The sequence below is a fragment of the Paraglaciecola sp. IT1134 genome, from assembly GCF_058068185.1.
In genome coordinates, this window is record NZ_CM176486.1 from 3,149,765 (window position 1) to 3,163,473 (window position 13,709).

General features: G+C 41.2%; 6 protein-coding genes and 1 tRNA gene. 2 read left to right on the plus strand and 5 right to left on the minus strand.

What is annotated here, in order from left to right:
* Positions 1-107: 107 nt before the first annotated feature.
* Positions 108-184 (minus strand) — tRNA-Met (locus AC3RV5_RS13700).
* A gap of 757 nt (positions 185-941) precedes the next feature.
* Here AC3RV5_RS13700 and AC3RV5_RS13705 point away from each other — a divergent pair.
* Both AC3RV5_RS13705 and AC3RV5_RS13710 read left to right on the plus strand, forming a co-directional pair.
* A complete protein-coding gene (locus AC3RV5_RS13705; protein WP_489728188.1) occupies positions 942-3,236 on the plus strand; it encodes a putative bifunctional diguanylate cyclase/phosphodiesterase in 2,295 nt (764 codons plus the stop codon).
* 556 nt (positions 3,237-3,792) lie between these two features.
* Positions 3,793-4,803, plus strand: coding sequence for a LacI family DNA-binding transcriptional regulator (locus tag AC3RV5_RS13710; RefSeq protein WP_489728189.1), 1,011 nt, complete (start codon positions 3,793-3,795; stop codon positions 4,801-4,803).
* Positions 4,804-4,833: 30 nt separating this feature from the next.
* Here the strand turns inward: AC3RV5_RS13710 and AC3RV5_RS13715 are convergent, their stop codons facing one another.
* The 4 genes from AC3RV5_RS13715 to AC3RV5_RS13730 form a co-directional block, all read right to left on the minus strand.
* Positions 4,834-6,030: an MFS transporter gene (locus AC3RV5_RS13715; RefSeq protein WP_489728190.1), complete on the minus strand. Its 1,197-nt coding sequence runs from the start codon at positions 6,028-6,030 to the stop codon at positions 4,834-4,836.
* 324 nt (positions 6,031-6,354) lie between these two features.
* Entirely contained in the window at positions 6,355-8,676 is a 2,322-nt protein-coding gene (gene bglX, locus AC3RV5_RS13720; protein WP_489728191.1) for a beta-glucosidase BglX, read from the minus strand.
* A gap of 39 nt (positions 8,677-8,715) precedes the next feature.
* Complete coding sequence (locus AC3RV5_RS13725) at positions 8,716-10,335, minus strand: glucoamylase family protein (protein WP_489728192.1); 1,620 nt, start codon at positions 10,333-10,335, stop codon at positions 8,716-8,718.
* A 111-nt stretch (positions 10,336-10,446) separates the two neighbouring features.
* Positions 10,447-13,437, minus strand: a complete 2,991-nt coding sequence (locus tag AC3RV5_RS13730) for a TonB-dependent receptor domain-containing protein (RefSeq protein WP_489728193.1) — start codon at positions 13,435-13,437, stop codon at positions 10,447-10,449.
* Positions 13,438-13,709: the final 272 nt, after the last annotated feature.

Here is a 13,709-nt window from a genome sequence, read left to right on the forward strand (position 1 = left end):
TGTGGCTATAAAGAGCGAGCCCGAGGGCTAACCTTGAACAACACATACAAAAAAGCCCGAGATATTAAATGCCTATAACAATTAATATTTCGAGCTGTGTATTTGGTTGGTTGCGGGAGCAGGATTTGAACCTACGACCTTCGGGTTATGAGCCCGACGAGCTACCAGACTGCTCCATCCCGCGTCCGATGCAAGGAATATATACAAGCACTGCAGTCAGCGCAAGCGAAGTTTTACAAATAATGAGTGACTGCTTATTATTCAAACATCTTGTTGAATATAAAAGCAAAAACTCGCGAATTATTCAGGCTAGAGGCTAGCTGTGAGGCCCAAAACTTAATACCCGGGCAATCTGCCACTTATTTTCCCTGAGGCGTCAAATCATGCTTAAGTCCTCAATGCGCTCATTCGATTTTATCTAATTAAATTGGCAGAAACTATGACCGATACTGGAGCTTACTGCTCCTGGGTCAATATAGCCGCAAAAAAACATGGGCAAAACTCATCAGTATGGCCAGCGCGGTGAAAGTATTTTTCATTGGTTCTTCGAATGCGGAGTGTTATCTACCATAAGCCACTTCAGACAGTAAAAATTTTACTCGATAAAAATAATAAACATGCCCAATCCGCCTTGGCAAGTGCGGGCCGAAAATTACACTCATGCAGAAACGGTAACCCCCTGAAAGAGCAAAAGGCTAATTTTGATTATCTTTTTAAAACTCGACTTTCCTTTTAGGCATGACAAACAATTGGCTGGATTCGTGCCCACAGTTTAAAACTAAGACAACGGATAAAAACACATCCTGAAAAACCTAAAAAAACCATATTTTACAGTACGATAACAAATTTAATTCTATGATTTATTTTACCCACATAATACTATGAGCAATCACCTAAAGCTGGCATCGCACGGATCGCGATCCACAATAGAACGGTAGACAATGTTTACAGACCTTAAAATTGAATTTTTTCATTATCTTCTGCTGGCTGATTCATGTGAAAACGAACACCCCGTAGAAAGGTGGCGTGTGAGTGCCTTGCGGATCATTTTGGTTACCAGTTTTCTGTTATGTTTAGTCATTGCCATACACAGCTCTTTTAGCGCACTCAATCTGCAACTCTATTATGTATTGGCATTAACCAGTGGATTTTATGCGGTGACGGGTATTCAGATATGGCTTTCTAAAACACATTACCGGCTTAGTGCATATAGTTTATTGGTGTCTATCATTGCTGCTGCAATCTGCATTAACATCTTCATTAAAGATCCTGAACTGGCGATGTTAGGTCCTATTTTTATGTATTCCTTACCCTTAGTTGCCTTTATCTTACTTGGCCTTCGAATCGGTATATATTGTATGTTGATAAACATCCTGCCTTTTATGGGTTTGTTGCAGGGCCTGCATTTAGGTCAATATTTCAACTTTCAACTAGACTTGGAATATTCCGAAGTTTATCTACATAGCCTGGTTTTTCTGTTTTTTAATATCTGTGTGCCCCTGGCAGTGGCACGAGCGAGTGTCGCCGCAAAACGTTTAAACGCACAGATTTCTGCACAAAATACACGCCTGAAACGCCAAAACAATCTTTATCGCAGCTTATTTTTGGATACGGAAATTGCCAAGTTAATCGTCACCGGAGACGACTGTATTACCGAAATGAATCAAGCGGCAGAAAACTTGCTGGAATGTCAATTTAGCCAACTGCCCTCCCCTGTTTGTTTATCTACCTTGTTTTGTGAGCTCTCCGCAGAACTCAACGAAGTGATCGTTAATCGAACAGTGGCCGGCAGAATGAAGGCACTTAAAATAACCCGACGGATGACACCTGATGACAGCTACTTTCTTGTAACCATTCAAGATGTGACGGCCAAGGCGCTATTACATAAAACCTTGGCTGCGCAAACTCAGGTTATGAACCGTCATAAGAATTACAATGAAACAACGGGTTTACCCAATCGCTTATGGCTTGAAAACAAGCTAACGATGATCTTGAATGAGCACCGAGAAACGCTATCACTAATTGTCCTGAAAATTGACAATACCCAGTTTATTGAACATAAATACGGCTCGCATTATATACCGCAAATCATTCAAAAATTGGCCGGACTTTGGGATACCAAAACCAGTATCGAGTGTTTAACCGCAGCCATTGAGCCTAGTTATTTAACCATAGCCGTCACAGACCTGCCGGTTGTTCAAATGCAAAAACTTATCGAAAATTTTGTAGAGTCTGTACCCAAAGTATTCACCATTAAATCCCAGGACATTCCCCTGGTCATCAAAGTTGGGGTGTCCTTTTGTGAAGTAGTAGACTCGATGCCTGAAAAGTTGATCAACAACGCCCTGTATGCAGCGGATTCCAGTAAAAACCCTCTTAATTTTTACGAAAACTCCAGTTTTCAGCGCTTTATAGAATATGAAGAGATCAATATTCTGCTCAATGAAGCCATAGCTAATAATGAGTTACACATAGTGTATCAACCCAAAGTCTATGGTGACGGGCGTTTGATTGGTCTGGAAGCATTATTACGTTGGGACTGCGCAGTCATAGGCACCGTATCGCCGGCTATTTTTATTCCCATTGCCGAAAAATCGGGCTTGGTCGTGCAAATCACACAATGGTTAATCGACCATGTATGCAAGCAAATTGATGATTGGAGTAAAGCCGGCCTCTATACAGTGCCTGTGGCAATCAATATCTCTGGGGCAGATCTTGACCAAAAAGATTTTCACCAACATTTATTAAATTCCATCGTCAAATACAAGATCCAGCCCCAAGCCTTGGAACTCGAATTAACCGAATCAGCCAGAACTATTAACGCAAAAACAGCAGTAGAGACAGTACGTTACCTAGCTAATTGGGGGTTTTGTATTACACTTGACGATTTTGGCGTGGGCTACTCAGGCTTATCCAAATTAACAACCTACCCGGTAAAGAGGGTGAAAATCGATCGCCAGTTTATCAAAGACATCCATAAAGACACCAAGAAAGCCAAAGTGGTAGAGGCCATTATCGCGATGTGCAAAGTATTTGATATCGATATATTAGCCGAAGGAGTCGAAGCCTTAGAAGAAGTGGATAAATTATTAGCCTTAGGTTGTTCGACCTTTCAGGGATTTGTTTTTTCCAAGCCATTAATGCCTGAGCAGATAACAAAGTTACTGATTAGTAAAAACCTGTTAGTGATAGATGGCACAAAAGTGAATGTAAAAAATGGATCGCGCTCAGGTTAGTCAGGTATATCCATCGAAGCTAAAGGCACAGATTTAGCAAAATCAAGTTTATGCGTATTAATATCTTTTACTAACTATCCATCTATTCTTAAACAATCCATAGAAACTGATTTTAAATAGGCAACAGGTGACAGATCACTGCCAAAATCATCCAGCGCACATTTGCAGCCTAGTTTTTCAATGCAGCAACCAATGTACCACCTGAACAACATTGATCATGAGCACTGTTTCGGTCATTTCAAACCATATATTTTTCGGTTTCCCCCCATTTCTTAGCAGCAAAAAAAGCAGCCCCTTAAGAAAAGCTTTGTGCATTACACAGCAGTATTGGCCAACAAATCATTGCCATTAAGTGACTTGGGGAAACACACCTCAATTCTTCTTTTTTCTGGCATGGGAATAAGCAAATTTTGCGAGACCTAAGTTTAAAATAAATATCAATAAGCCCACAAATACGGCGTGAATTTGCAGTTATGTTGTATATGAATTAGTGAATCACATGGGGCCAAATGTTATAGTGCCTAAGAACAGGTCAGTTTTAGTAGATGAATAATTTGTGACTAAATTAAATGTAAATGACATAGCTTTAATAGCAGGTGTCAGCAATGCAACAGTTTCTAGAGCGTTTAGAGAGCCGGATAAAGTTTCAAAAAAAACCCGCGATAAAGTGATGACAGCGGCGAACAATCTTGGCTTTACCCCTAGTCGTTTGGGTGCAAGTTTAAAACAAGGCCGTACTTATAATATCGTTGTACTGGTACCCGATATTACCAATCCTTATTTTTCTCCTGTAGTGCGTTCGATGGAGAAAACCGCAAACTCCCGGGGTTATTCCGTACTATTAGGCGATACTCAGGACTCTCCAGAAAGAGAACAATCCTACGCAAAGATGGTTCAATCTAAACAAGCTGACGGTATTATAATTAACTCGCAAAGACTTCCTTTTGATTTGAATTTTAATCTAAATATCCCTCCGGTAGTCAGCTCATCAGAACTGGTTGAAAATGAAGATATTTACCGGGTGGGAGTAGACAATATTGCCATTGGAAAATTAGCGACATCACATTTATTGGCGCTGGGTCACACACGCATTGCGGTTATTAGCGGAACTAAAAATCTTCGCAGTTGTACTGAGCGCTTAGAAGGGTACAAGTTAGCATTACAGGAAGCGAATATTAATTACGATCCCAAATTAGTCTATTATGCAGAATACTCTCCAGAAACAGGAGCTCAAGCGGCCAAACAAATAGTGTCAGATTTCCCTGATATTTCAGCTATTTTTAGCTTTGGTGATTTAATGTCAATTGGCGTACTGCATATACTGTCTAAAATCGGTTATAAAGTCCCTCAGGATATTTCAGTGATCAGTGTTGACGATATATCCTTAGCACCATTTTGTAATCCGCCGTTAACAACTGTTGCGCAACCAATGGATGAAATTGGCGAGTTATCCATGACAACTTTAATAGACTTGATTGAGAAAAAAACACCTGTTAGTAAACTATCTATTTTGCCACATAAACTTGTATGCCGAGAAAGTACATCTCGATGCAAAGAGTTTAAATAAAGTGGTGACCTTATATTAAACATGACCATCTCACTGCTCGTATTTTCCTATTCCAGTGTTTCTTTTTCTAACCCAAAAACTGGCTATCAAAACAGCAAGCCCGGCAATACAGGCAGAAAAAACAAAGGTTCTCGACGAACCCTGTTGCCATGAATAGCCACTCAGTATCGAACCTATGGCTGTCCCTCCCCCTAAACAAACAGTAAAATAAATAACCACCCCTCTATCTTGATCTTTTTCAGTAAATTGTTGTCTGATTAATTCCAGTACCGCCGAATGTGTCGCACTATAAGTAAATGCATGCAATAGTTGAGCTATAAATAATACCGGTAATAATTCCACATATAATCCGACAACTAACCATCTGACAGCTGTAATAAAAAGACTTATGAGTAAAAGTTTATCTGCACCAAGTTTTAAAATTAATCGATAAACAAATAAAAACATAATGACTTCCGCGATAACCGCAACGGCCCACAAATTTCCGGTTATCCCCATCCCAATACCATGTTCATATAAATACAAACTAAAGAAACCGATATAGGCCCCCTGACTAATTTGTGCAAAAAAAATAGCGACAAACAAGCCCACACTACCACTGTCTTTTATTGCTCTTATAAGTCCAATTGTTTGGGTTTGTTTGTCAGCATATGTCTTGCCCGGCACTGTTTGAATGCTAATCAGCATCAACAACATAAAACAGGCAAGGATCAACGGGAAATTATCAATAGAAATGAACTCGAATGCCAAGCCTAAACCTGATACCGACAGCGCAAAACCTATAGACCCCCACAATCTGATGTGGCCATAATGGTGAGATAGCCTGCCCAAATGTGAAAGAGTTAATGACTCCATCAACGGATTGATCCCTTGCCAACAAAAACTCAAGACAAAAATAAATAATGATGTTGCAAGAAAACTATCTAATTTAAATAGAACGAATGAACAAAAAAAAGATAATAAAATTCCAATTTTGATAACTTTTATCGAACTTTGGACTTTATAATTCAACCGCTCCCAAAAAAACGGAGCGACAATGGTGGAAGTTAATAACAAACTACTACTGATCCCTATCTCACTACTTGTAAGACCAATTGAATCTAAATAAATCCCCCAATAGGGTAAAATCAGACCTAAAATCAAACAGTTAAAAAAATAAACACTAGATAAACGCCAAAAAGGCAATTCTGGCTCATTCAGTAATGAAGTGTAAGACATGATTTTCATAAAGAGGAATGGCTATTTGGCAGGATATTTATTAAAAACATTTATTCACCATATTATAGAACTACAATGAGCTAAAGACTTTGTATGCAACTTTTCTAACAGGGCTCTTAACAATGCTAAGGGCCCTATTACCATCCATTTTTATACGGCTACTTCTAATTAAATGCATAATCAGACGCTGGATTAGCGATTATTTATCAGATTATAAACAGTGATTAACACTCAACAACTCATTGCTGTCCTTACCAAGTCTTAATTGGCGTAATGCCAGTTTTGTATTAAAAAATAAGCCTAGGTTAGCCATTAGCCGTATGGTGAACTCATTTATAAATCGCTACTTTCAGTCAACCTAAATTCACTGCTTTGAACGTTATCAGAGCTAGTGCCGATATATAAGTCAAACTCACCCGCCTCCGCACCAAAACTCATATCCTGGCGATGAAAGGCTAAATCTTTGGCGCTAATAGTAAAACTTACCTTTTTCATTTCACCTTGTTTTAACCCTATTTTCTTAAAGCCTTTTAACTGTTTGACCGGCCGTGTTACCGATCCGACGCGATCGTGAATATACAATTGCACCACCTCTTCCCCGTCATAGTTGCCCGTGTTAGTAATATCTACGCTGGCAGTGAGGGTCTCTTTTGCCGACATCACCGGTTTATCTATGCTGATAGTAGAGTAGTTAAACGTGGTGTAACTTAAACCGTGGCCAAAATGATAAAGTGGCGTATTAACCGAATCTATATAACGTGATACATACTTCTGTTCTTTGTTGTCTTTGCTATAGGGGCGACCGGTATTTTTCATGTTGTAATATAAGGGAATTTGCCCCACGTTACGTGGAAAAGTAACGGGCAATTTGCCAGAAGGATTATAGTCACCAAACAGTACATCTGCGATGGCGGGTCCGCCCATCGTACCGGGGTACCAAGCTTCCAATATAGCATCCACATTTTGGTCCGCCCATTCAATCGTCATGGGGCGACCATTCATTAATACCAACACCATGGGCTTAGCCAGTTTTTTCAACTGTTGCATAAGTGCGTGCTGATTACCTGGAAAATCCAGGCTAGTACGACTTGTTGCTTCACCCGTCATATCCCATTTTTCACCCATGGCCAGTACTATGACATCGGCTTTTTTGGCTATGGCAATGGCCTGTTCAAATCCGGGATTACCTTGGTTATTAAACTCATAACTCGCTCCTTTGGCGTAAAGGACTTTAGATGGGTCGGCGACTTTAGCTTTAATCCCTGACAAAAGCGTGATGGGTTTTTCATGTCGATCACCAGCGGCAGACCAGCTACCAATCAGATCTTCTTTGCTGTCGGCTAATGGCCCAATTACCGCTATAGTTAAACCACTTTTACTTAACGGTAATTGCTGGTTTTCATTTTTCAGTAAAACCATTGATTTACGCGCTACGTCTTGAGCCGCTTGCAAGTTATCTTGCTTATAGATTTCCTGTGCTTCTCGTTTTTCATTTGAATAGCGATAAGGGTCTTCAAACAAACCTAAACGATATTTCATTTCAAGTACGCGACGGGCTGCGTTGTCTATCTGTTGTTGCGAGACTAAGCCTTGTTTGACTTGATTGGCCAAATATTCAAAATACACTGAGCCTTGCATATCCATATCAACACCTGCTTTGACTGCAAGCTCTCCGGCATGTTCATCATCCCGAGCAAAGCCGTGATGAACCATTTCATTGATAGAGGTGTAGTCGGTCACCACAAAGCCCTCAAAGCGCCATTCGTCACGCAAAATATCATTAAGTAAGTATTCGTTTGCTGAGGCGGGCACACCATTTAGTTCATTGAAAGATGTCATAAAGCTAGCGACGCCAGCATCAACCGCTGCTTTAAACGGCGGTAGGTAGGTGTCGCGTAATTCACGATCCGACATATCCGTGGTGTGATAATCTCTGCCAGCCTGGGATTGTCCATAGGCTGCGAAATGCTTAGCCGTTGCTAGAATGGTATCTGGTTTTGATAAGTCATCGCCTTGGAAACCTTTCACTCGAGCCCGTGCAATTGCAGTGGTTAAATAGACATCTTCACCCGAACCCTCGGAAATTCTGCCCCAACGAGGATCTCGAGCAACGTCAACCATAGGCGCAAACGTCCAATGGATACCTTCAGCTGACGCTTCAGCAGCAGCAACTTTTGCTGACAACTGAATCGCTTCAAGATCCCAACTGGCCGATTCACCTAAAGAAATGGGGAAAATTGTGCGATGACCATGTATCACGTCGTATCCGAATAATAGTGGGATACCTAAACGGGTCTCTTCAACCGCTATTTTCTGTAATTGTTTAGTGTATTTTGCGGTAAAGGCATTAAACACCGCTCCTACTTTACCTTCCTTGATTTTCTCTTGGTAATCGCTTCGAAGTGACGGACCTGTCACATCCCAATCACTCGAGAAAAGCGTCATTTGGCCAATCTTTTCTTCGAGGCTCATTTTAGCCATTAACTCAGCAATAAATGTATCCATTTGCGCTTTATCGTCGTTCCAGATAGTTTGCGAAATAGATGGTTGAGTATTTGGTTTTTCGGCAATGATAAGCGAAGGTTCGGTCACTGAATTACAACCCGTTAGGGCTAAATTGCTAATCAGGGCTGTTGCCAATAAATATTTTTTCATGAAATTATCTGCTACTTATAATTGAGTAAAAAGAATGGGTTATTGGGCTAATTTACTGTCTACAGTGAATCCCAATTTTGCTAAGCCACGTTGAACATCAGGATCTCGCATAAAATGATCCCATAATAGTCCGGAGCGATAATTTTCTATCATGGCCACAATAGGTCCCTGATCTATGGCTAGGTAGGTTTTTCTGACCTGTCGCGAAGTATCGTCACTAATAGATAAATTGATAGCATCATAGAATCCCATCATGCCAAACGCTTCTTTGCCATGTTGGTAATACAAATTCCTAAGAACCTTAATCGACTCATTAGGCGTATATGGCATTGATGAAAGTGCGGCGGTCGGATGTATTGTGCCTCGGTCTTTTTCACCTGGAGAGTGAGCCATATAGCCCTCAGGTAGCATATCGCCAGCGGTTATTCCCCAAAAGTCCTCGCCATAACCTTGCCAGTCTTTTGTGTTCTCAATCGCATAAGCTCGATTGATTAAGCTATGATTTTTATTTTGCTGCCAATAATCAGCATAACGGTCGTTTAAATCTCTAGGATCTAAGCTGAGATAAGAGTAGTGAGCAAAAAACAACGGCCCACCTAATTCTTTGGATGGCCCTAATGGGAGCGGGTAACCATAGAATTCTTCACCATTTTCAAAGGTGTTATGACCAGTTTCACCTGCAGCCCAGCCCTGGTGGTAAACGTCAGCCTCAACACTATGGGTCGGAGACGACGCCGCCAATATATAAACAATTAATGCCTCGTTATAGCCGCGAATACGGTGATTCATTTTCCAACCATAATTTTTAGACCAGTGCCAGGTTAAGACGTTTTCGGCTTTTCCCAGTTCATAACGGGTGTACCAATCCCACTGCATGTCCTGCCAAAGTTGTGTTATATCGGTTCGTAGCTGTTTTTCTGCCTCGTTATCGTGGGAAAAGTATTGCCGGGCTGTCAGCAGGCCTTGGATTAAAAACGCCGATTCAACAATATCGCCACCATCATCATATTGGCTGAAATGAAATACGTCTCCATCTTTATACCAATGTGCCCACATACCGTGAAAGGTTTCGGCTTGTTTCAATGAACGAGTTAATCTAAGTAATTGTTGTACGATTAGCTCACGTGTTGCCCACCCCCGTTCGGCTCCCGTAATGAGTGCTAAAATGCCAAAACCCGTCCCTCCGGAGGTGACAATATTTCCATCACCATTGGGAATACGCTCTTTCGCCCATCCTGTAGCGGTTTTGTCGTCAGGCCAAAAATAGCGAAATGTATAAGCTTGAACCATCTCTAACAATTCTTCGTCTGAGAAGGTCTGTGTAGCTAAACTAATTTGATCCAATTCAACTTCTTCATCACCTTGTAGTTGAGTTAATTTGTACTTTAACGACAGATTACTGCCTAATTCGCCCACAAAATCCAGCAAGGCCGTGGCCTGAGTCGTATGACGTAGCTGCCATTTTTGGCCCGCCACCGAGACATATATTTTATAGGTATCGTCATTTTTTTGTGTTTTGTGCCAATCTAGCTCTACGTGTTGATCATAGGCCTGTCCGTTTAACACAGGTGAAACAGTGGCAGTAGAAATGTTGGCAATCATCCATACTGACAAAACAAACATACTTACAAAAAAAGGATGATTTTTTAAAACTCTCATTTGGACTTTCAGCTCCATAAAACAACAAGCCTAACTAATCCGTTAGGCTTGAAAAATAAATAAAGTGCCGTTTAAGCGCTTTACTAACGGCATTTTTGGGTTGTGTACTGCCTAGAAGTCATAACCTATCGATAATTTCAGGGTCCGAGTAGGCCCTACAATTTGGCCATTGTGGGCACCATTACTTGCAGGAAGCTCTTCCCCCGCACCACCAAACCAGCTATCTGAAACACCGTAGTTTTTGGTATTAAGCAGATTCAATACATCTAAACGTACATACATAGCACCTAATCCAACATCAATGTCTTTAGACAAAGACATATCAACTTGTCGGTACGCCCAGTTGCCAACTAAAACACTTCTTTCGTCTTGGTAGCCAATAGAATATTTACAGTCTGACCAACCCGCTCTGCAATCCGTACCGTAAAATGGTGCCGCTGATTTTAGCGTGAGTTTTGTCGCCATTTGAATTTCCCAGGGAAGATCATAGGTCAGGCTAGCCACCAGTACATGATCACTGATGCCCGCAGAAGGATTAGTTCCAAAGCCATCGATGTCAGGGTAATCTAATGCAAATATTTCACCGAATTCACGGTTTTCGGTTGCGTCAGAGTAGGTGTAAGTTAACGCCCCTCCCCAATTGGTATTTTGTGTATGGGCTTTGGTTAGCTTAAGGTGCCATGAATCTCGGTCCGATTCCAAACCATTATTACCCAGTAATAAGTTGCTCAAGCCGTCGCCAGGGATATCATCCCCCCAAGGAACTCCCCAGGTTGCACCAGGGGCGAAAAAGGTTCCATCAGCACGACGGTTACCGATTTGGTACATGAAGCCGTCACGTGTTTCCACTCGAGTAAAGCCAACCTCTGTACTAAAATCCTCAAACGTACTACGTACACCAATGCTGTATTGATCCGCGTAAGGTTGCTTAAGGTCGTTATTTAACATAAACACCTCTCTGCTACCTGTTGCAGTTGGCTGATCAAGCGTAGTTAGAAAGTCTTCACTAAAAGGAATGCAAGGCGCATTACAAGGCTGTAAATGATCACCTGAAAAGTTAACCGTACGTTTGGGGAAGGTCCCTTTAGTGGTTTCTAATTGAAGATTGTCAAAACGGTTTCTGTCGTATGAACGTCCATACCCGCCAAACAATAAATGCATGGAGTCTTGGGTAAGTAAATAAGAAAAACCGATACGTGGCTCCCACTGCACATCGTTGCCGCTGCGTTCGTTGCCAGTACTAATATAATCATTAATATCATAATCGGTGTTTTCGATATTTGGCCAATTGGATACCGCACTCACCACATCTTCAGGTGTATGATAATCAGTATAAAGAGGCGAATCTTCATAACTCAAACGAAGACCAATATTCAGCTCCAGACGGTCATTAAGCGCCCAATCATCCTGAATATATAAACCAAACTGTTTATTTTTCGATACCGCGGCCCCGTTGCCTATTGAGTCAAGTGCTTCACCGTACTCTACTTTGTATGGTACAGCCGTCATAATGGTAGTGGTGTCATCTTCTGATACATTGGTGGCATCGAGTACATAGTATACTTGTGGATTGGCAGGATTTTTCTCAATAGCCGTCAATTCAACCGCTTTATAAGTAAAACCCATCTTCACGGTATGTTCGCCATGCCAAATGATGTCAGTGAAAGTAATATCATCTTTGATCGACCAACCTTTTTGGCCTTTTTCTTGAAAATCAGGACCAGCGCCCAGATTTATAATTGAACCAGACGTTTGGTCATCGGTACCGATCAAATATTTGGCACCCAACCCAGAGGTTCTTGCGTGAGGGCTCCATACCGCGTCTTCATAGGTAAGCGCAATATTATTTGACCAAGAATCGCCCCAATATTGATGATTTACCGTCAAACGTAAATCATCATTTTCTTTGTCCGTGCCATACTCCTGGGTGTTCACCCCCCCGATACCGGTTACTTCAACTTCATCACGATATTTGACTGTGGCAGATAAATTTTGATCATCGTCGATGTTCCAGTCTAATTTACCAAAAAATAAATCCTCTTCAAATCGAGCCGTAGTCGCACCGACGTTTTGAGCGATAGCGTCCTGTAATAACTGCGGATAGTTATCAATCAAGTCTTGTCGTTCTACGATCACTTCGCGTAAATCATCATTCTGTTTACGCTCATAGGTAGCAAAATAATGTAATTTATCTTTAATGAGCGGGCCTGCCAGCCAAAATCCAAATTGCTCCTGTTTACTGTCTGCTTTCTCGTTGTTACTTTCTTCGGTCGGCGTCTTCGCACGTAAATCTGAGTCCGTGTAATCATAGAAAACCCCACCATGTAATTCATTGGTGCCTGATTTAGTCACCGCAGTAATGGCCGCACTGGAAACTTGATCAAACTCGGCTTTGTAGTTGGACGAAATGATACGATATTCGCCAATCGCTGTTTGTGGGAAAGGGTTGCCCCGACTGCTATCCTGCCCTGATATACCACTTTTCAACACATAATCTTTTTGTCCGATACCATCAATAAACACATTTACTGCACTTGCTGTCTGCGCGCCGCTTCTGACGTTAATACTGCCATCAGCCTGGCTAACGCTTAAGTTAACTCCAGGTGCTTGGTCGGCAAAGGCCAAAAAGTTACGATTTATTTGCGGTAAACGTTGTATTTGCATTGCGGAGACATTAGTGCCGACTTCAGAACTCACATCAAAAGTGTTCGAATTCGCGACTACGCTAATGACTTCAATGTTTTCATCACTTCTAGATGTAACAGAATCATCTAAATCCATTACTTTTGATTGACCAACCTGAATATTGAAAATATCACTTTGACGGGTCGAATCACCTAATTGAATACGGTAGTTGCCAGGCTTCAAACCCGTTAATGTATAATTCCCGTTTGGATTGGTGGTGGCGTTTATTTTATTGCCGTTATCAACATTAATAATGGTGATATTCACGCCTTCGTTAGCCGATTTACCAGCCAGGATAACGTGACCTTTAATTGATGAGTCGCCAACATTTGCATTAGCAATTGGCGTCACACTTACCGCGCACCCTAAGATGGCTGCGGCTATATGGTTAGTTTTCTTTTTAAATGTAGTTCTCATAGTTGCCTCAACTGATATAAAGATAACAAAGGTAAATACTTTATTGTTATGCAAATGTTAAATCAAAATGTATACGTATACAATGCAAATTTTTTATACGTATCCGTTACGCGAATACAGGAGTACCGATTGCCTATTATCATCAGTTTAGTTACAAGGTGAATGTAAGGGCATGTTTATAATTTAAGCAGTAAAGATCTTCTGTCAGTAACGGGAGGCCATCGTGGCCAATCTCTGTTTGCGTTTTATACAGGCCTCACGTATCGTTTTTC

Excerpts from the sequence above, each read along its gene's own strand:
- bglX (WP_489728191.1), bottom strand. The coding sequence starts at position 8,676 with ATGAAAAAATATTTATTGGCAACAGCCCTGATTAGCAATTTAGCCCTA.
- AC3RV5_RS13705 (WP_489728188.1), top strand. The coding sequence starts at position 942 with ATGTTTACAGACCTTAAAATTGAATTTTTTCATTATCTTCTGCTGGCT.
- AC3RV5_RS13715 (WP_489728190.1), bottom strand. The coding sequence starts at position 6,030 with ATGAAAATCATGTCTTACACTTCATTACTGAATGAGCCAGAATTGCCT.
- AC3RV5_RS13725 (WP_489728192.1), bottom strand. The coding sequence starts at position 10,335 with ATGAGAGTTTTAAAAAATCATCCTTTTTTTGTAAGTATGTTTGTTTTG.
- AC3RV5_RS13730 (WP_489728193.1), bottom strand. The coding sequence starts at position 13,437 with ATGAGAACTACATTTAAAAAGAAAACTAACCATATAGCCGCAGCCATC.